Source organism: Kitasatospora sp. NPDC059462 (assembly GCF_042749955.1).
Lineage (GTDB): Bacteria > Actinomycetota > Actinomycetes > Streptomycetales > Streptomycetaceae > Kitasatospora.
This window is the reverse complement of sequence record NZ_JBHYUU010000100.1, coordinates 11,497-30,646: the sequence shown is the minus strand read 5'-3', so window position 1 is coordinate 30,646 and position 19,150 is coordinate 11,497. Positions and strand designations below refer to the sequence as shown.

The window sequence follows — 19,150 nt, the reverse complement described above, 5'->3', positions numbered from 1 at the left end:
CGGCAGCAGGGAGTCCTGCTGGGCCTTGGAGAACCGGTGGATCTCGTCGAGGAAGAGCACCGTCTCGCGCCCGGTCATGCCGACCGCGCGGCGGGCGCCGTCGATGACCGCGCGGACCTCCTTGACCCCGGCGGTGATCGCGGACAGCTCGACGAACCGGCCCTCCACCGCCTGGCTGATGACGTGGGCCAGGGTGGTCTTCCCGGTGCCGGGCGGGCCCCAGAGGATCACCGAACTGGTCGCCGCCGGGCCGCGCGATCCCGCGACCAGCCGGCGCAGCGGGGAACCCTCCTTGAGCAGCTGCCGCTGGCCGGCCACCTCGTCGAGGGTGCGCGGGCGCATCCGCACGGCGAGCGGCGCCCGGCCGGGCTCCTTGCTCTGGCGTTCCTCGGCGGCGGCGGTGAAGAGGTCCGGTTCGTCCACACCGGAAGCCTATGCGAGCCCGCCGACAGCCCGGGGCGCGTCCCGCGGGCCCACCGGACGCGTCCTAGGAACCGAGGCCCGCCGCGTGGTCCGGGACGAACTTCTGCCGCTCGCGCGGGGGCCGCTGGTAGCCGCTGGAGGCCGGGCGCTCCGGCAGTTCGATCTCCGGCGGCCGCACCTCGCGGTACGGCAGCGTGGAGAGCAGGTGGGCGATCATGTTGATCCGGGCCCGCCGCTTGTCGTCGCTCTCCACCACGTGCCAGGGCGACTCGGGGGTGTCGGTGTGCAGGAACATCTCGTCCTTGGCCCGCGAGTAGTCCTCCCAGTGGGTGATCGACTCGACGTCCATCGGCGAGAGCTTCCACCGCTTCATCGGGTCCTCCAGCCGGTCCCGGAAGCGCCGCTCCTGCTCGGTGTCGCTGACCGAGAACCAGTACTTGCGCAGCAGCAGGCCGGACTCGGTGAGCATCCGCTCGAACGTCGGGCACTGGTGCAGGAACTGCCAGTACTCCTCGTCGGTGCAGAAGCCCATCACCTTCTCGACCCCGGCCCGGTTGTACCAGCTGCGGTCGAACAGCACGATCTCCCCGGCGGCCGGCAGGTGCTCGACGTAGCGCTGGAAGTACCACTGGGTGCGCTGCCGCTCGGTGGGCGCGGGAAGGGCGGCGACCCGGGCGATGCGCGGGTTCAGGTACTCCGTCACCCGCTTGATCGCGCCGCCCTTGCCGGCCGCGTCGCGCCCCTCGAAGACCACCACCAGCCGGGCCCCCTCGGCGCGCACCCATTCCTGGAGCTTCACCAACTCGTTCTGGAGCCGCAGCAGTTCCTGTTCGTAGGGCTTCTTCGCCAGACGTTCGCCCGGGGCGGTCCGCCGGTCCGGGGCGCTCTGCTCGCGCTGGGCCTTCGCTGCCACCTGGGTGCCTCCGTTCGGTGGGGTGCTGATGACCCTTCACCGTACGTCCTGGAACGGGTTCCCGCAGGTCCGGGGGGTTCCGGCCGGGCAGCGGCGGCCCCCTGAACCGCCGCTGCCCGGCTCCCCCGTCGACCGGTCCGAAGACCGAACGATCAACCATGACCCAGACCTGCCGGACGGGTCCAATTTCCGGTTCCATAACCTTGGGGCATGGATGTCGACACCCGCCTGCTGCGCAGCTTCGCCGCGGTCTGCGAGGAGGGCCAGCTGACCGCGGCGGCAGCCCGGCTGTTCGTCTCCCAGCCGACGCTGACCAAGCAGATCCGCCAGCTGGAGAGCCTGCTCGGGGTGGAGCTGTTCGAACGCTCGCGACGCGGCATGGCGCCCACCCGGGCCGGCTGGGCGCTGGCGGCGCACGCGGGGGTGCTGCTGGCGGGCTGGGAGGAGGCGCTGCGCGCCACCCGGGCGGCCGCGGCGGACCAGGGCTCGACGCTGCGGGTGGGATTCGAGGGCGGCATCATCAACCTGATGAGCCGGCGCACGGTCACGGACTTCGTCCGCCGGATGCCGGGCTGGCAGGTGGAGCTGCGGCAGAACAACTGGTTCGACCCGACCTCGGGCCTGGCCGGCGGCGAGATCGACCTGACGCTCTGGCACGCCCCGCCGTCGATCTCCGAGCGGTACAACGTGGCCGTGCTGGGCGAGGAGGCGCGCTGCGCGGCGCTGCCGGCGGGACACCGGCTGGCCGCCCGTGCGGTGATCGACTTCGAGGAGCTGCTCGACGAGCCCTTCGTGGCGATCCCGCACGAGGCCGGGCACTGGCGCGACTACTGGCTGGCGGTCCGGGAGCGGGGCGGGCGACCTGTGCGGATCGGCGCGGTGGCGCACAACACCGACGAGTGGCTGGCCGCGGTGGTGTGCGGCCAGGGCGTCGGTTTCGCCCCGGAGACCATGAGCCGGCTGGCACCGCGCGAGGATGTCGCGTACCGGCCGGTGCGAGGGTTGAGCCCGAGCCAGGTCGGGCTCTACTGGCCGAAGGACCGGGAGCCGACGCCCGCCATGACCGCGTTCGTGCGCAGCTGTCGCGCCACGATAGGTCTGGGAGGAGAGCCGGCTCGGTCGGCCCGGACGGCTCCGTCGATCTGACGGATCCGTCGGTCGGACGGGGTTAGACGGCCTCGAAGGGTTCCGGGTAGTGGCACAGGCCCCGTGGGGAGCCGTCGTAGGCGGGCAGCGCGAGCGTCTGGAAGTAGCCCTCGGGCACCTCGAACGGACCGCTCACCTCGTGCCGTTGGGCCGGGATGAAGCCGAAGCGGCCGTAGTAGTCGGGATCGCCGAGCACGACGACGAGCTTCTCCCCGGCGTCCCCGGCGGCCGTCAGCGCGGCCCTGACCACCAGTTCGCCGACGCCCTTGCGCTGCCACTCGGGCGCGACGGCGACCGGCGCGAGCGCCAGCCCCCTGCCCTCGCCGACCCGCAGCCGGGTGAGCAGCGCGTGGCCGACCACCAGCCCGGAGTCGTCGACCGCGACCACCGACAGGTCCGGCAGCCAGGCCGGGTCGCGGCGCAGCGCGTCGACCAGGTCGGCTTCGTCGGGGCCGGGGAAGGCGGCCATGTGGACACGTCTGGTGGCCGGGGCGTCCTCGGGACACTCGATCCTGGTACTGACCTTCACAGCGGGACCTCTCTCTGTCGCACACCGTTGTGGACCGGCCCCGGACAGCGGAAATGCCGCCCGGGGCCGTGAAAGGTTAGCCGATGTCGGCCGACGGGGTGTCAGGCCTTCGGCTGGCCCTCGGACTTGCCGTCCTCGCGGACCTTCGGCTGGGCGTCGACGCCGGCCTCGCGCCGCTGCGCCGGGGTGATCGGGGTGGGGGCTCCGGTCAGCGGGTCGCCGCCGGTGGACGTCTTCGGGAAGGCGATGACGTCCCGGATGGTGTCGTACCCGCCGAGCAGGGTGACGATCCGGTCCAGGCCGAAGGCGACACCGCCGTGCGGCGGCGGGCCGTAGTTGAAGGCGTCCAGCAGGAAGCCGAACTGCGAGGCGGCCTCCTCCTCGGAGAGGCCGATCGCGTCGAACGCCCGCTTCTGCACGTCCCGCTGGTGGATACGGATCGAACCGCCGCCCAGCTCCGAGCCGTTGAGCACCAGGTCGTAGGCGTTGGACAGGGCGGCGCCCGGGTCGGTGTCGAAGGTGGCCAGCGACTCCGCGGTGGGGGCGGTGAAGGGGTGGTGCACGGCGTGCCAGCCCTGGAAGACGCCCTTGTCGTCCTCGATCGGCTCGAACATCGGGAAGTCGACGACCCACAGGAAGGCCCACCGGGACTCGTCGATCAGCTCGCAGCGGCGGCCGATCTCCAGGCGGGCGGCGCCGAGCAGCTCCTGGGAGGCGCGCTCCTTGCCGGCCGCGAAGAAGATCGCGTCGCCGTTCTTGGCGCCGGCGGCGGCGGCCAGGCCGGCCAGGTGCTCCTCGGAGAGGTTCTTGGCGACGGGGCCGCGCAGCTCGCCGGTCTCGGCGTCGATGAGCACGTAGGCGAGGCCGCGGGCGCCGCGCGCCTTGGCCCAGTCCTGCCAGGCGTCGAGCTGCTTGCGCGGCTGCGAGGCGCCGCCGGGCATGACCACGGCGCCGACGTACGGGGCCTGGAAGACCCGGAAGTCGGTGCCCTTGAAGTACTCGGTGAGGTCGGTGAGCTCCTGGCCGAAGCGGACGTCCGGCTTGTCGGAGCCGTAGCGGCCCATGGCGTCGGCGTAGGTCATCCGCGGCAGCGGGTCGGGGATCTCGTAGCCGTGGACCTCGCGCCAGATGGCACCGATGATCTTCTCGCCGAGGGCCAGGACGTCCTCCTGGTCGACGAAGGAGGCCTCGATGTCCAGCTGGGTGAACTCCGGCTGGCGGTCGGCGCGGAAGTCCTCGTCGCGGAAGCAGCGGGCGATCTGGTAGTAGCGCTCCATGCCGGCGACCATCAGCAGCTGCTTGAACAGCTGGGGCGACTGCGGCAGGGCGTACCAGTGGCCGGGCTGCAGGCGGACCGGGACGAGGAAGTCGCGGGCGCCCTCGGGGGTGGAGCGGGTGAGGTACGGCGTCTCGATGTCGAGGTAGTCGTTCTCCTCCATCACCCGGCGGATGATGTTGTTGACCTTGGAGCGCAGGCGCAGGCCCTTGGCCGGGCCCTCGCGGCGCAGGTCGAGGTAGCGGTAGCGCAGGCGCACCTCCTCGTTGACCGTGCCGGGCTCGTACTCGGCGACCGGGAACGGCAGCGGCGCGGCCTCGGAGAGGACCTCGATCCCGCTGACGACGACCTCGACGGCGCCGGTCGGGATGTCGGGGTTCTCGTTGCCCTCGGGGCGCACCCGGACGTCGCCGACCACCTTGACGCAGTACTCGGCGCGCAGGCCGTGCACCGAGTCGAGGTCGCGGACCACGATCTGCACGGTGCCGGAGGCGTCGCGCAGGTCGATGAAGGCCACGCCGCCGTGGTCGCGGCGGCGGGCGACCCAGCCGGCCAGGGTGACGGTGGTGCCTGCGTGCTCCGGGCGGAGCGTGCCCGCGTCGTGCGTGCGGATCACAGCTGCTTCTCCTTCAGGGTGGTGACGAGTGCGTCGAGGGCGACGGGGTTCTGCTCGCCGGTGGTGAGGTCCTTGAGCTGGACGACGCCCTCGGCGAGGTCGCGGTCACCGGCGACGAGGGCGAAGCGGGCGCCGGAACGGTCGGCGGACTTCATGGCGTTCTTGATGCTCTTGACGCCGAAGGCGAGGTCGGTGGCGACGCCGGCCCGGCGCAGCTCGATCACCTTGGCGAACAGGACGTTCTTGGCCTCCTCGCCGAGCGCGACGGCGTAGACGGAGGTGGCGGCCGGCAGGTCGAGGGCGACGCCCTCGGCCTCCAGGGCCAGGAAGGTGCGGTCCACGCCGAGCGCCCAGCCGACCGAGGGCAGCGCGGGGCCGCCGATCATCTCGGACAGGCCGTCGTAGCGGCCGCCGCCGCCGATGGCGGACTGGGCGCCGAGGCCGTTGTGCACGAACTCGAAGGTGGTGCGGGTGTAGTAGTCGAGGCCGCGGACCAGCTTGGGGTCGTCGACGAAGTCGACGCCGTTGGCGGTCAGCAGCTCGCGGACCTTCTCGTCGTAGGCCTTGCAGTCCTCGCAGAGGTAGTCGCGCAGCATCGGGGCGTCGCCGAGCTGGGCCTGCACCGACTCGCGCTTGTCGTCGAGCACCCGCAGCGGGTTGATCCCGGCGCGGCGGCGGGTGTCCTCGTCGAGGTCCAGGCCGGCCAGGAACTCGATCAGGGCGGCGCGGTAGACCGGGCGGCACTGCTTGTCGCCGAGGCTGTTGAGCAGCAGGCGGTAGTCGCTCAGGCCGAGCGCGCGGAAGGCGTCGTCGGCGAGGATGATCAGCTCGGCGTCCAGCGCCGGGTCCTCGGCGCCGATCGCCTCCGCGCCGACCTGCGAGAACTGGCGGTAGCGGCCCTTCTGGGCGCGCTCGTAGCGGTAGTACGAGCCGGAGTACCAGAGCTTGACCGGCAGGTTGCCCTGCTTGTGCAGGTTGGCCTGGAGCGCGGCGCGCAGCACGGAGGCGGTGCCCTCGGGGCGCAGCGCGAGCTCGTCGCCGCCCTTGGTGGTGAGGGTGTACATCTCCTTGGTGACGATGTCGGTCGACTCGCCGACGCCGCGGGAGAACAGCTTGACGTCCTCGAAGACCGGGGTCTCGACGTAGCCGTAGCCGGCCCGGCGGGCGGGCGCGGCGATCGCCTCGCGGATCGCCAGGAAGGTCGCGGAGCTGGGCGGCAGCAGGTCGTAGGTGCCCTTGGGGGCGGTGAAGGTGCTCAACTTCTCTTCCGTCACATTCCTCGTCGCGGGAAAGCCGGGGCGCCGGCCGCCCCCGCTGCCTGTCGGAGGTAGGGGTTGGTGGCGCGCTCGTGGCCGATGGTGGTCTGTCCGCCGTGGCCGGAGAGGACCACGGTGGCGTCGTCGAGGGGCAGGCACACCCGGGCCAGCGAGCGCATGATCGCCTCGCCGTCCCCGCCCGGGAGGTCGGTTCGCCCTATGGAGCCGGCGAAGAGCAGGTCGCCCGAGAAGAGCACCGGGGGAAGGTCCTCGGCGCCGGGCGTCCGGAACGTCACCGACCCCCTGGTATGGCCGGGGGCGTGGTCGACGGTGAGGGACAGGCCGGCCAGCTCCAGCACGCTGCCGTCGGTGAGCTCGCGCACGTCGTCCGGCTCGCCGACGGTCAGCTCGCCCATCAGCCGGGTGCCCAGCGAGCGGCCGAGCGCCTTCTCCGGGTCGCTCATCATCCAGCGGTCCTCGGGGTGGATCCAGGCCGGCACGCCCCGGGCGCCGCTGATCGGGACCACGGAGGCGACGTGGTCGATGTGGCCGTGGGTGAGCAGGACGGCGACGGGCTTGAGGCGGTGCTCGCGGACCAGTTCGTCGACGCCGGCGGCGGCCCGGTGGCCCGGATCGACGATGACGCACTCCTCGCCCGGACCCGGCGCGACCAGGTAGCAGTTGGTGCCCCAGGCTCCTGCGGGGAATCCGGCGATGAACACGCGCGTCCTTCGGTGTCGGTCTCGGCTCTTCGGCGTTCCTCGCCGTGGCGGCTTCGGCTGCGGCTACGAACTGTGATGTAGGGGCAGCCTACCGGCGGTGCGGGTCCGGTTGCGAACCAGATAGGCGTGACAGGTTCACTTCGAGCTGAACGGTTCACCCCGTTCTTACGGTCGCGGTCCCTACACTTGGCCGCCGATGGGTGCGATGATCCGCATCGGCGTCGCACACAGACGAAGCCCCCACATCCGCGATCAGCACATCCGTAGGAGACACAGCCGGTGGTCAGCAGCGAACAGCGGCGGCGGCAGCTCGCCCGGGAGAAGTACGAGCGGCAGATGGAGCGCCGGGCCGCCCAGACGGCCGCGCGCAAGCGTCGCAACACGATCCTCGGTGCCTCACTCGCCGTGGTCGTGCTGGCCGGTGGCGGCACCCTCTTCGCGACCGGCGCCTTCGACTCGGACGACAAGAAGAAGGACAGCCCCGCCGCGCAGGCCGCGCCGACCCCGACCGAGCCCACCGTGCCGACCCGCAAGCCGGTCGAGGGCTGCGGGGAGCCGGCGGCGGGCGCGCCGAACGGCAAGCAGTGGCAGGCCGAGCCGGCCATGACCGTCGACGCCAAGGCCACCTACGCGGTGACGCTGGACACCAACTGCGGCAAGGTGACGCTCTCGCTGGACGCCGCCAAGGCGCCGCACACCGTGAACTCCTTCACCTTCCTGGCCGGCGAGCAGTACTTCGACCACACCAAGTGCCACCGGCTCACCACCGACGGCATCTTCGTGCTGCAGTGCGGCGACCCGACGGCCAGCGCCACCGCCCCGGGCGGCACCGGCGGCCCCGGCTACAAGTTCGCCGACGAGAACCTCACCGGCGCCACCTACCCGGCCGGCACCGTGGCGATGGCCAACGCCGGCCCGGGCACCAACGGCAGCCAGTTCTTCCTGGTCTACAAGGACACCCAGCTGTCCCCGAACTACACCCCGTTCGGCACGATCACCGGCGGCCTGGACGTGCTCCAGAAGATCGCCGCCGCGGGCACCCTGGAGGGCGGCGGGGACGGCCACCCGATGGCCGACGTCACCCTCAACTCGGTGACCGCCGTCAAGGGTTGACCCGCCCCGGGGCCGTCCCCGAGCGCCCCCGCGGCGTGACCGGGACGGCCCCGGACCGAAATCGCCCGGCCCGGATGCGGACAGCACCGGTCCCGGTCGCCTATGTTGGCGTTGTGTAGGGTGCCCGGACCCGCCTGCCGTCACCCTCGGCAGCAGAACACGGCGGACGGGGACGGCGGACTCATCGGTCCGCCGCACATCAACTGTGGACGACGGACGCGTACCGCCCCGGCGCGGGCGCGACGTCATGTGGAGGACGCGCTATGAGCAGCGACCCGTGGGGCCGTGTCGACGAGCAGGGCACGGTCTACGTCAGGACGGCCGACGGCGAACGCGTCGTGGGTTCCTGGCAGGCCGGCTCGCCCGAGGAGGCGCTCGCCTACTTCGAGCGCAAGTACCAGGGCATCGAGGTGGAGATCGGCCTGCTGGAGAAGCGGGTGCGCACCACCGACCTGGCCGCCAAGGACGCCCAGGCCGCCCTGGAGCACCTGCGCGAGCAGGTCACCGAGGCGCACGCGGTGGGCGACCTGGCGGCGCTGGCCCAGCGGCTGGACGTGCTCTCCGGCGAGATCGAGAGCCGGCGTGAGGAGCGCAAGGCGGCCCGGGCCAAGGCCCAGGACGAGACCCGCACCGCGAAGGAGGCGCTGGTCGCCGAGGCCGAGCAGCTCGCCGAGTCCACCCAGTGGCGGGAGGCCGGCGACCGGCTGCGCGCCCTGGTGGACACCTGGAAGGGCCTGCCCCGCCTGGACCGCAAGAGCGACGACGAGCTGTGGCACCGCTTCTCGCACGCCCGCTCGGTCTTCTCCAAGCACCGCAAGTCGCACTTCGCGGCGCTGGACGCCGAGCGCGAGCAGGCCCGGCTCACCAAGGAGCAGCTGGTCTCCGAGGCCGAGGCGCTCTCCTCGTCGACCGAGTGGGGCGACACCGCGGCCCGCTACCGCGACCTGATGGCCCGCTGGAAGGCCGCCGGCCGGGCCCAGCGCGACATCGAGGACGAGCTGTGGGCGCGGTTCCGCGGCGCCCAGGACGTCTTCTTCCAGGCGCGCTCCGCGGTGTTCAGCGAGCGTGACGCCGAGCAGGTCGCCAACCAGAAGCTCAAGGAGGCGCTCGCGTCCGAGGCCGAGGCGATCCTGCCGATCACCGACCTCAAGGCGGCGAAGGCGGCCCTGCGCGAGGTCAACGAGCGCTGGGAGGCCATCGGCCACGTCCCGCGTGACATCCGCCCGAAGCTGGACGGCCGGCTGAACGCGGTCGAGCGGGCCGTCCGCGAGGCCGAGGACGCCGAGTGGAAGCGCTCCAACCCGGAGGCCAAGGCCCGTGCCGCCGGCATGGTCGGCCTCTTCCAGGCCAAGGCGGACAAGCTCCGGACCGACCTCGACAAGGCCCGTGCGGCCGGCAACGCCTCCAGGGCGGCGAAGCTGGAGTCCGAGCTGGCCGGCGTCCAGGAGCTGCTGGAGCAGGCGCACCGCAGCCAGGAGGAGTTCAGCGGCTGATCCTGCGCCGCCGACGCGCAGCGCCGTACGGCGAGGGCCCCCGGGGAGCGATCCCCGGGGGCCCTCGCCGTGTCCGGCCGGCTACTTGCGGGCCGAGGTGACGCGGTAGACGTCGTAGACGCCCTCGACGCCGCGGACCGCCTTGAGGACGTGGCCCAGGTGCTTGGGGTCGCCCATCTCGAAGGTGAAGCGGCTCATCGCCACCCGGTCGCGGGAGGTCTGCACCGCCGCCGACAGGATGTTGACATGCTGGTCGGACAGCACCCGGGTGACGTCCGAGAGCAGCCGGGAGCGGTCCAGCGCCTCGACCTGGATGGCCACCAGGAAGACCGAGGACTGGGTGGCCGCCCACTCCACGTCGATCATCCGCTCGGGCTGCTGGCTGAGCGCCTCGACGTTGACGCAGTCGGCGCGGTGCACCGAGACCCCGTTGCCGCGGGTGACGAAGCCGACGATGGCGTCGCCCGGCACGGGGGTGCAGCAGCGCGACAGCTTCACCCAGACGTCCTCGACGCCCTTGACGATCACGCCCGGGTCGCCCTTGGCCCGGCGGCGCACCGCGCGCCGGTTGTCGTGGGTCGGGGTGGCCGTCTCGGCGAGGTCCTCGGTGGCACCCTCCTCGCCGCCGAGGGCCTGCACCAGCTTCTGGACGATGTTCTGCGCGGTGACGTGGCCCTCGCCGATCGCCGCGTACAGCGAGGAGATGTCGGGGTAGCGCATCTCGTGGGCGAGGGTGACCAGCGAGTCGCCGGTGAGGATCCGCTGGATCGGCAGGCCCTGCTTGCGCATCGCGCGGGCGATGGCCTCCTTGCCCTGCTCGATCGCCTCCTCGCGGCGCTCCTTGGAGAACCAGGCGCGGATCTTGTTGCGGGCGCGCGGGGACTTGACGAAGCCCAGCCAGTCGCGGGACGGCCCGGCGTTCTCCGCCTTGGAGGTGAACACCTCGACGGTGTCGCCGTTCTCCAGGGTCGACTCCAGCGGCACCAGCCGCCCGTTCACCCGGGCCCCGATGGTGCGGTAGCCGACCTCGGTGTGCACCGCGAAGGCGAAGTCGACCGGGGTGGCCCCGGCCGGCAGGGCTATGACGTCGCCCTTGGGCGTGAAGACGAAGACCTCGTTGCTGGCCAGGTCGAAGCGGAGCGACTCCAGGAACTCGCTGGGGTCGGCGGTCTCCTTCTGCCAGTCCAGCAGCTGGCGCAGCCAGGCCATCTCGTTGACGGCGCCGGCCTTGTCGTCCTTGCGGGTCTGGGCCGGGGTGTCGGTGCGCACCTTGGAGGCGCCGGCCACCGCGCGCTGCTTGTACTTCCAGTGCGCGGCGATGCCGTACTCGGCGCGGCGGTGCATGTCGAAGGTGCGGATCTGCAGCTCGACCGGCTTGCCCCCGGGACCGATCACCGTGGTGTGCAGCGACTGGTACATGTTGAACTTGGGCATGGCGATGTAGTCCTTGAACCGCCCCGGCACCGGGTTCCACCGCGCGTGGATGGTGCCCAGCGCCGCGTAGCAGTCGCGGACGGTGTCGACCAGGACCCGGATGCCCACCAGATCGTAGATCTCGGCGAAGTCCCGGCCCCGGACGATCATCTTCTGGTAGACCGAGTAGTAGTGCTTCGGCCGCCCGGTGACGGAGGCGGTGATCCGGGCGCCGCGCAGGTCGCCCTGGACCTGGTCGATGACGGTCGCCAGGTACTCGTCCCGCTTGGGGGCACGCTCGGCGACCAGCCGGACGATCTCGTCGTACATCTTGGGGTAGAGGATCGCGAAGGCGAGGTCCTCCAGCTCCCACTTGATGGTGTTCATGCCCAGCCGGTGCGCCAGCGGGGCGTAGATCTCCAGCGTCTCGCGGGCCTTCTTCTCCTGCTTCTCCCGCTTGAGGTAGCGCATGGTGCGCATGTTGTGCAGGCGGTCGGCCAGCTTGATCACCAGGACCCGGGGGTCCTTGGCCATCGCGACGACCATCTTGCGGACCGTCTCGGCCTGCGCGGCCTCGCCGAACTTGACCCGGTCCAGCTTGGTGACGCCGTCCACCAGCAGGGCCACCGAGTCGCCGAAGTCCTTGCGCAGGGTCTCCAGGCCGTAGTCGGTGTCCTCGACGGTGTCGTGCAGCAGCCCGGCCATCAGCGTCGGGGCGTCCATGCCCAGCTCGGCCAGGATGGTCGCGACGGCCAGCGGGTGGGTGATGTACGGGTCGCCGCTCTTGCGCTTCTGCCCGCGGTGCCACTTCTCGGCGACCGCGTACGCCTTCTCGATGTCGCGCAGCAGCGCCGGGTCGGCCTTGGGGTCGTTGGCCCGGATGGAGCGGAAGAGCGGCTCCAGGACGGGGTTCAGGACGCTGGAGCGCTGACCGCCGAGGCGGGCCAGGCGGGCCCGCATGCCGCCGCCGCCCGAGGGGCTGCGGCCGCCGGGGGCGGACGGGCGGGACGGGGTCGGCGCCGGACGTGCCGGGGTGGCCCCCGAGGGCGTGGGCCGGTTCTCGGGGGCGGCCGCAGCCGCCGTGGGCACAACCTCGTCGGGCAAGGACACTCCTCAGGGCACTCGGCCTGCCCCCCGCGGGCGCCGGGCGGCTCGGGCCGCGCCTCGCGCAACCGGGAGGGGATGAATCTTCATGGTACCGAGCCTTGCGCCAGGACGTTCGGTCGGCCGGGCCCGCACACGCTGCGGACACACGCCCGACACAACAGCGGGCGGCGGCCGGAACATTCCGGCCGCCGCCCGTCGTCCGATGGGCCCCGCGGGGCTCAGACCGTGACCAGCGTCTCCAGCGGGGCGTCGCCCAGGTGCGGGGTCAGCCGCTCGCGGCCGTCGAGGAAGCCCAGCTCCATCAGCACGACCACGCCGGCCAGCTCCGCGCCGGCCTCCCGGACCAGGTCCAGCGAGGCACCGATGGTCCCGCCGGTGGCCAGCACGTCGTCCACCACCAGCACCCGCTCACCGGGCGCGAAGGCGTCGCACTGCACCTCCAGCGTCGCCGAGCCGTACTCCAGCTCGTACGAGCGCCGGAACACCTCGCCGGGCAGCTTGCCCTGCTTGCGGATCGGCACGAAACCGACCCCGGCCGCGAAGGCCGCCGGGGCGGCCAGCACGAAGCCGCGCGCCTCCAGGCCGACCACCTTGGTGGCCCCGAGCTCCGCGGCCCGCTGCGCCAGCGCCCGGGTGAGCGCGGCGAACGCCTCGGCGTCGGCGAGCAGCGGCGCGATGTCCTTGAACAGCACGCCCGGCTTCGGGTAGTCCTGGACGTCCCGGATCCGGCTGGTGAGCAGCTCGGCCAGTGCGGTGTCGGCGGTGGTCACGAAGGGTCCTTAGGGTCGGCGGGGATCAGCGCTTGGTGGACGGACGGCCCTTGGCACGCGTGGTGCCGGCCGCCCGGCCGCGCTGACCGACCATACCCGCCGGAAGGTCCTCGTCGGCGATCTCCTCGGCGTCCCCGGCCCCGGCGGCCTCCCCGGCCTCCTTGGCCGCGGCGGCCTTGGCGTCGGCGGCACGGCGCTGGGCCACCCGCTTGGCCAGGGCCTTCATCTCCGGCGCCTCCTCCTTCAGCTGCGCGAGCAGCGGGGTGGCGACGCAGATCGAGGAGTAGGCACCGGCGGCGAGACCGATGAACAGCGCCAGCGAGATGTCGTTCAGGGTGCCGGCCCCGAGCAGACCGCCACCGATGAACAGCAGCGCCGCCACCGGGAGCAGGGCGACCACGGTGGTGTTGAGCGAGCGGACCAGGGTCTGGTTGAGGCCCGCGTTGGCCGCATCGCTGTAGGTGAGCTTGTTCTGCTTGGTGAGGTCCTTGGTGTTCTCCTTCACGGTGTCGAAGACGACGACCGTGTCGTAGAGGGAGTAACCGAGGATCGTCAGGAAGCCGATCACCGTACCGGGGGTGACCTCGAAGCCCACCAGGGCGTAGACGCCGATGGTGATCAGGAGGTCGTGGATGAGGGCGACCAGGGCGGCCACCGCCATCCGCCACTCGAAGGCGATCGCCAGGTAGATCGTCACCAGGATCATGAAGATGATCAGGCCGGTGAGCGCCTTGTTGGAGATCTGCTCACCCCAGCTGGGACCGATCACCTGGGTGTCGATCTCCGCGACCGGGACGCCGATCTCCTGCGACAGCTTGCCGGTGAACTCCGAGGAGGTGGTCTTGTCCTCCGAGGAGATCTGGATCCGGATCTTGCCGTTGTCGGTCGACTGCACCAGCGGGTGCGAGGAGACGATCTTGTCGACCGCGTCCTGCGCCTGCGACACCGAGAGCCCCGGCTTGGCCACGGTGTAGACCGAGCCGCCCTTGAACTCGATACCCAGGTGCAGGCCCATCGCCAGGCCGATCCCGGCGATCAGGACGATCACCGCGGAGATGCTGTACCAGAGCTTGCGGCGGCCGACGAAGTCGAAGCTGACCTCGCCCTGGTAGAGCTTGTGGCCCAGATTGGAGAAGCGCGACACGGTGTCAGGCCCCCTTCACGGCGGCGGAGGACGACGGGGTGCGACGGCGGGTGCTGCGCAGCGGCGGGCGGGCGCCCAGCCGCTTCGGGTCCAGACCGGACCACGGGTGGCCTTCGTAGAAGAACTTCCGGCGGGCCAGCAGCGTGATCAGCGGCTTGGTGAACAGGAAGATGACGACGACGTCGAGCGCCGTGGTCAGGCCCAGCGTGAACGCGAAGCCCTGGACCTTGCCGACCGAGACCAGGTAGAGCACGGCGGCACAGAGGAAGGACACGAAGTCCGACACCAGGATGGTGCGCCGGGCGCGCGGCCAGGCCCGCTGGACCGCCGGGCGCAGCGGGGCGCCCTCGCGGACCTCGTCGCGGATGCGCTCGAAGTAGACGATGAAGGAGTCGGCGGTGATGCCGATCGCGACGATGGCACCGCAGACCGCCGGCAGGTTCAGTGCGAAGCCGATCCCGGCGCCGAGCAGGCTCATGATCGAGTAGGTCAGCGCCGCCGAGACGAGCAGACCGGCGATCGAGATCAGGCCCAGGCCCCGGTAGTAGACCAGCGAGTAGGCGACCACCAGGATCATGCCGATCAGACCGGCGATCAGACCGGCCTTCAGCTGGTCGCCGCCGAGCTGCGGGGAGACGGTGGTGACGTCGCTGGTCTGGAACTCCAGCGGCAGGGCGCCGAAGCTCAGCACGTTGGCGAGGTTCTGCGCCTCGGTCTGGGTGAAGCTGCCGGAGATCACGGCCGAGCCGCCGGGGATGGCGCTGCGCACGTACGGGTGGGAGACGACCTGGCCGTCCAGCACGATGGCGAACTGGTTGCCCGGCTCGGGCTGGCTGGCCAGCTGGCCGGTGACGGCGGTGAAGGCGTCGGTGCCCTTGCCGTTGAACTGCAGCTGGACCTGCCAGCCGCCGCCCTGCTGGGTGTCGATGGTGGCCTGCGCCTTGGAGACGTCCGAGCCGAAGACCGCGACCGGGCCGAGGGCGAGCTTGTAGTAGAGCCCGTTCTCGTCCTTCTGGGTGCAGGCGACGGTCGGCGCGCCCTCGCCGCTCTGGTAGTTCTTGTTCCGCTGGTCCGGCTTGGTGCAGTCCAGCGCGCCGAACTGGGCGGCCAGCTCCGGCGGAACGGTGCCCGAGGTCATCGCCGAGGACAGGTCCGGCGTGGCCGCCGGGTCGGTGGCGGCGGGGGTCGGGGCGCCGGTGGCGGCGGGGGGAGTCGCGGCGGCGCCGGTGGCGGCGGGCGTGGTCGGGTTGTCGGCCGCGAGGGCCTCACCGGCCGGACGGCCCTGCTTGGTGGCGCTCGCGCTCGGGGTGCCGGTCGCGGCGGCGGCGCTCGGCGTGCCGGCGGCCGCCGGGGTGCCGCTCGCGCTCGGGGTGGCGGCGGCCGGGGTGCCGCTCGCGCCCGCCGACGGGGTCTCCGTCGGGGCCGGGGCCTGGATGCCGCTGGGGGCGAGGGCGAGGACCGGGCGGAAGTACAGCTTCGCGGTGGTCCCGACCTGGTCGGCCGCGCTCTGCTTGTCACCGCCCTTGGGGATGTTCACGATGATGTTGCGGTCGCCCTGGGTCTGGACCTCCGCTTCGGAGACGCCCATCCCGTTGACCCGCTGCTCGATGATCCCGGTGGCGATGTCCATGTTGGACTTGTTGATCGCCTTGGGGTCGGTCGACTTCGCGCTCAGCGTGATGCTGGTGCCGCCGGCGAGGTCGATCCCGAGGCGGGGCTTGGTGTTGCCCGTCCCGAACATGAGGGCGACCAGTCCGACGGTGACGACCAGGATGAGGGCCAGCGCCCGCCCTGGGTAACCGTCGCGCGGGCGCGACTTGGGTGTTGCCACCTTGCTCGTTTCTCCCTGTCCATGCCACTTCCCCCCACCGACCCCCGCCCGGCACGCGGCCGGGCGGGGAGTGGCGGAACTGCGGCCCTGAGTCCTGTGGGCTCGCGGCACAACGCCGCGCGGCCGGGCGGGTGCCCGACCGTACTACTTGCTCGCGGGAGCCCCGCCCTCGGCCTCGGCCTTCGCGCCGCCCTTGTCGGCGTCGTCGTCCTTGCTGAACGACAGCGGCTTCGCGTCGGCCGGCGCGGCCTCGACCTCGGCGTCCTCGTCCGAGGCGCCGACCCCCTCGTCCTCGCCCGGACGGCCGTTGATGATCGCGTCGTACTCGGCGGGATCCAGGACCGCCGCGATCGCGCTCTTGGTGAAGTGGGTGACCACGCCCGGCGCGATCTCCAGCTCGACGGTCTCCTCGTTGACCGCCTTCACCTGCGCGTACAGGCCGCCGATGGTCCGCACGCCCGCCCCCGGCTCAAGAGCCGTCTGCATCTGGGTCATCTGCGCCTGGCGCTTCTTCTGCGCCCGGAACATGAGCACGATGGCGAGGATCGGGAGGAGGAGGATGATGAGGTTCACTGCAGCCAGGGTCCTTTACGGGCCGCCGGCCGGCGGCCTGTGTGGTATTGGTCGTCCCGTCGGGTGAGAGGGGCGGTCCGGCGGAGTCTAGGCGACCCCGAACTGATCGGACAACGCCAAGCATCGCATCCTGCCGCCGAAAGTGGCGACCCTCCGCCTGCACAGTTTCCCCGGACTTCTTCCCCGGCTTCCGCAGGCGCCCCGACGGCGGGCGCGCATGATCCGCACACGCTCCGCCCTCACCCGTTCGGCTCAGCGCGACGGCGCGTCGTTCACCCCTGGTCCCCGGCGCGACCCCCGTCCGGGGCGAAGAGCTCCGGCTGGGCCGGCACCGCACCGCCGCGCCCGGGCTGCGCCGGCGGGGTCAGACCCAGGTGCTGCCAGGCCGCGGCGGTGGCGATCCGCCCGCGCGGGGTGCGGGCCAGCAGACCCTCCCGCACCAGGAACGGCTCGGCGACCTCCTCGACCGTCTCGGCCTCCTCGCCCACCGCGACGGCCAGCGTCGACAGCCCGACCGGGCCGCCGCCGAACAGCCGCAGCAGCGCGTCCAGCACCGCCCGGTCCAACCGGTCCAGACCACGGGCGTCCACCTCGTAGACGTCCAGCGCCTGGCCGGCGATCTCCGGGGTGACCACGCCGTCGTGGCGCACCTGCGCGTAGTCGCGCACCCGGCGCAGCAGCCGGTTGGCGATCCGCGGCGTGCCCCGGGAGCGGCCGGCGATCTCGGCGGCGCCGGCCGGGTCGATCTCCACGTCCAGCAGCGCGGCCGAACGGTGCACCACCCGCTGCAGCTCGGCCGGCGCGTAGAACTCCATGTGCCCGGTGAAGCCGAACCGGTCGCGCAGCGGCGGAGGCAGCAGACCCGCCCGGGTGGTCGCACCCACCAGGGTGAACGGCGGCAGCTCCAGCGGGATGGCGGTCGCCCCAGGCCCCTTGCCGACGATCACGTCGACCCGGAAGTCCTCCATCGCCATGTAGAGCATCTCCTCGGCGGGCCGCGACATCCGGTGGATCTCGTCGAGGAACAGCACCTCGCCCTCGCTGAGCGAGGAGAGTATCGCCGCGAGGTCGCCCGCGTGCTGGATCGCCGGGCCGGAGGTGATCCGGATCGGGGCGCCCAGCTCGGCCGCGATGATCATCGAGAGCGTGGTCTTGCCGAGCCCGGGCGGGCCGCTGAGCAGCACGTGGTCCGGGGCCGCCCCGCGCTGGCGGGCCGCCTGGAGCACCAGCGACAACTGCTCGCGCACCCGCTCCTGGCCGATGAACTCGTCCAGCAGCCGCGGGCGCAGCGCCGCCTCGACGGCCTGGTCCTCGCCGTCGGCGGCGGCGGTCACCAGCCGGTCGGCGGGCTCGGAGTCGTAGGGGCTCATCGCGGGCGGCTCCCAGATCGGTGTCGACAAGAGGACAGGTCGTCAGATGGCTTCAGCGAGAACGGTTGAGCCCGCGCAGCGCCAGGCGCAGCAGCGCTCCCACGTCCGGCACCGGCTGCGCCTCGGCCTCCGGCGTGACCGCCGTGACCGCGTCGTCCGCCTCGCGGGGCGCGTAGCCGAGGCCGACCAGCGCGGAGTGCAGCTGCTCGCTCCACGGCGCCGGACCGGTGGCGACCGGCTTCTGCGCGGGGACCCCGCCGTGCGGGGCGCCGAGCTTGTCCTTGTACTCCAGCAGCAGCTTGGCGGCCTTGGCCTTCCCGATGCCGGGCACCGCGACCAGCGCCTTCTCGTCGCCGTTGGCGATCGCGACGCGCAGCGCGTCGGGGCTGTGCACGCCGAGGATCGCCTGCGCCAGCTTCGGGCCGACGCCGGGCGCCGCCTGGAGGATCTCGAAGACCGCCCGCTCGTCGTCGTCCGCGAAGCCGAACAGGGTCAGCGAGTCCTCCCGGACCACCAGCGAGGTCGCCAGCCGGGCCGGCTCCCCCAGCCGCAGGCCGGCCAGCGTGTTCGGCGTGCACTGCACGGCCATGCCGACCCCGCCGACCTCGACCACCGCGATGCCGCCGGACAGCGCGGCCACGGGTCCTTGCACGAAGGCGATCATCGGACGGTTCCTTTCGGGCCCTGCGGGGAGGTGGTGGTGCGGGCCGCCCGGATCGCGGCCTCCAGGCGGTTGGCGGCGCCGCCGCGCCAGATGTGGCAGATGGCCAGCGCCAGCGCGTCGGCGGCGTCGGCCGGCTTCGGCGGGGCGTCCAGCCGCAGCAGCCGCTGCACCATGGCGGTGACCTGGGCCTTGTCGGCCCGGCCGGAGCCGGTGACGGCGGCCTTGACCTCGCTCGGGGTGTGCAGGGTGACCGGTATGCCGCGCCGGGTCGCGCAGAGCATCGCCACCGCGCTGGCCTGCGCCGTCCCCATCACGGTGCGGACGTTGTGCTGGGCGAAGACCCGCTCGACGGCCACCAGGTCGGGCCGGTGCTCGTCCAGCCAGGCCTCCAGACCCTGCTCGACCAGCAGCAGCCGCTGCCCGATCTCCGCCTCGGCGGGGGTGCGGACCACACCGACCCCGGCCATCCGCAGCGGCCGGCCCGGCGCGCCCTCGACCACGCCGACCCCGCACCTGGTCAGCCCGGGGTCGACACCCAGCACCCGTACCAAGGCTCCCCCTCTGTTGCTCGCCACTCGTCTCCGGGCGCTCCGACCCGGCGCCGGCGCTCATCGCTTCCGGCACCGGCGCGCCCTTCGGCCTGCGGCGCGAGACCTGCAGGGGAAGGCTACCCCCCGCCACCGACAGCGCCCCGAACGACACCGGCCCGGGGGGGGGGGGGGGGGGGGGGGCCGGGGGGGGGGCGGGACCCCAGCCGGGGGGGCGCGGCCCCCCCCCCCGCCAGGGTTGGT

17 protein-coding genes are annotated in these 19,150 nt (G+C 72.4%); 3 read left to right on the top strand and 14 right to left on the bottom strand.

The features are described 5' to 3' along the window. Positions 1-423, bottom strand: a 423-nt coding sequence (locus ACFXAM_RS23615; RefSeq protein ID WP_380294205.1) for an AAA family ATPase, incomplete at its 3' end; no start/stop codon positions are given. 64 nt (positions 424-487) lie between these two features. Beyond that, positions 488-1,273: a polyphosphate kinase 2 gene (gene ppk2, locus ACFXAM_RS23610; protein ID WP_380294209.1), complete on the bottom strand. Its 786-nt coding sequence runs from the start codon at positions 1,271-1,273 to the stop codon at positions 488-490. 273 nt (positions 1,274-1,546) lie between these two features. Here ppk2 and ACFXAM_RS23605 point away from each other — a divergent pair, with 273 nt between their 5' ends. Then, positions 1,547-2,482 (top strand): LysR family transcriptional regulator, encoded by a 936-nt coding sequence (locus tag ACFXAM_RS23605; RefSeq protein ID WP_380294204.1) that lies wholly within the window; start codon positions 1,547-1,549, stop codon positions 2,480-2,482. Between the two features lie 22 nt (positions 2,483-2,504). Here ACFXAM_RS23605 and ACFXAM_RS23600 read toward each other — a convergent pair whose 3' ends face one another. From ACFXAM_RS23600 to ACFXAM_RS23585, 4 genes are all read right to left on the bottom strand, one after another. Beyond that, positions 2,505-3,011, bottom strand: coding sequence for a GNAT family N-acetyltransferase (locus tag ACFXAM_RS23600; RefSeq protein WP_380294203.1), 507 nt, complete (start codon positions 3,009-3,011; stop codon positions 2,505-2,507). A 101-nt stretch (positions 3,012-3,112) separates the two neighbouring features. Beyond that, positions 3,113-4,903, bottom strand: a complete 1,791-nt coding sequence (aspS, locus tag ACFXAM_RS23595) for an aspartate--tRNA ligase (protein WP_380294202.1) — start codon at positions 4,901-4,903, stop codon at positions 3,113-3,115. Further along, positions 4,900-6,162: a histidine--tRNA ligase gene (gene hisS / locus ACFXAM_RS23590; RefSeq protein WP_380294201.1), complete on the bottom strand. Its 1,263-nt coding sequence runs from the start codon at positions 6,160-6,162 to the stop codon at positions 4,900-4,902. Before hisS ends, aspS begins: the two co-directional genes overlap by 4 nt. 11 nt (positions 6,163-6,173) lie before the next feature. Further along, positions 6,174-6,881 (bottom strand): MBL fold metallo-hydrolase, encoded by a 708-nt coding sequence (locus tag ACFXAM_RS23585; protein ID WP_380294200.1) that lies wholly within the window; start codon positions 6,879-6,881, stop codon positions 6,174-6,176. A gap of 279 nt (positions 6,882-7,160) precedes the next feature. Between ACFXAM_RS23585 and ACFXAM_RS23580 the strand changes: the two genes are divergently transcribed. Both ACFXAM_RS23580 and ACFXAM_RS23575 read left to right on the top strand, forming a co-directional pair. After that, positions 7,161-7,994, top strand: coding sequence for a peptidylprolyl isomerase (locus tag ACFXAM_RS23580; protein WP_380294199.1), 834 nt, complete (start codon positions 7,161-7,163; stop codon positions 7,992-7,994). Positions 7,995-8,257: 263 nt separating this feature from the next. Further along, positions 8,258-9,487 (top strand): DUF349 domain-containing protein, encoded by a 1,230-nt coding sequence (locus tag ACFXAM_RS23575; protein WP_380294198.1) that lies wholly within the window; start codon positions 8,258-8,260, stop codon positions 9,485-9,487. Between the two features lie 81 nt (positions 9,488-9,568). Here ACFXAM_RS23575 and ACFXAM_RS23570 read toward each other — a convergent pair whose 3' ends face one another. The 8 genes from ACFXAM_RS23570 to ruvC form a co-directional block, all read right to left on the bottom strand. Beyond that, positions 9,569-11,989 carry a RelA/SpoT family protein gene (locus tag ACFXAM_RS23570; RefSeq protein ID WP_380294208.1) on the bottom strand — a complete coding sequence of 807 codons (2,421 nt, stop codon included), beginning with the start codon at positions 11,987-11,989 and terminating at the stop codon, positions 9,569-9,571. 236 nt (positions 11,990-12,225) lie between these two features. Further along, a complete protein-coding gene (locus ACFXAM_RS23565; protein ID WP_380294197.1) occupies positions 12,226-12,777 on the bottom strand; it encodes an adenine phosphoribosyltransferase in 552 nt (183 codons plus the stop codon). A 25-nt stretch (positions 12,778-12,802) separates the two neighbouring features. Further along, positions 12,803-13,921 carry a protein translocase subunit SecF gene (secF, locus tag ACFXAM_RS23560; RefSeq protein WP_380294196.1) on the bottom strand — a complete coding sequence of 373 codons (1,119 nt, stop codon included), beginning with the start codon at positions 13,919-13,921 and terminating at the stop codon, positions 12,803-12,805. Positions 13,922-13,925: 4 nt separating this feature from the next. Further along, the gene (secD, locus tag ACFXAM_RS23555) at positions 13,926-15,752 is read right to left on the bottom strand and encodes a protein translocase subunit SecD (protein ID WP_380294195.1); all 1,827 of its coding nucleotides are present in this window, start codon (positions 15,750-15,752) and stop codon (positions 13,926-13,928) included. 144 nt (positions 15,753-15,896) lie between these two features. Beyond that, entirely contained in the window at positions 15,897-16,325 is a 429-nt protein-coding gene (yajC, locus tag ACFXAM_RS23550; protein WP_380294194.1) for a preprotein translocase subunit YajC, read from the bottom strand. A 272-nt stretch (positions 16,326-16,597) separates the two neighbouring features. Further along, positions 16,598-17,695, bottom strand: coding sequence for a Holliday junction branch migration DNA helicase RuvB (ruvB, locus tag ACFXAM_RS23545; RefSeq protein ID WP_380294193.1), 1,098 nt, complete (start codon positions 17,693-17,695; stop codon positions 16,598-16,600). Between the two features lie 52 nt (positions 17,696-17,747). Then, entirely contained in the window at positions 17,748-18,359 is a 612-nt protein-coding gene (gene ruvA / locus ACFXAM_RS23540; protein WP_380294192.1) for a Holliday junction branch migration protein RuvA, read from the bottom strand. After that, the gene (gene ruvC, locus ACFXAM_RS23535) at positions 18,356-18,910 is read right to left on the bottom strand and encodes a crossover junction endodeoxyribonuclease RuvC (protein WP_380294191.1); all 555 of its coding nucleotides are present in this window, start codon (positions 18,908-18,910) and stop codon (positions 18,356-18,358) included. Before ruvC ends, ruvA begins: the two co-directional genes overlap by 4 nt. Positions 18,911-19,150 lie beyond the last annotated feature (240 nt).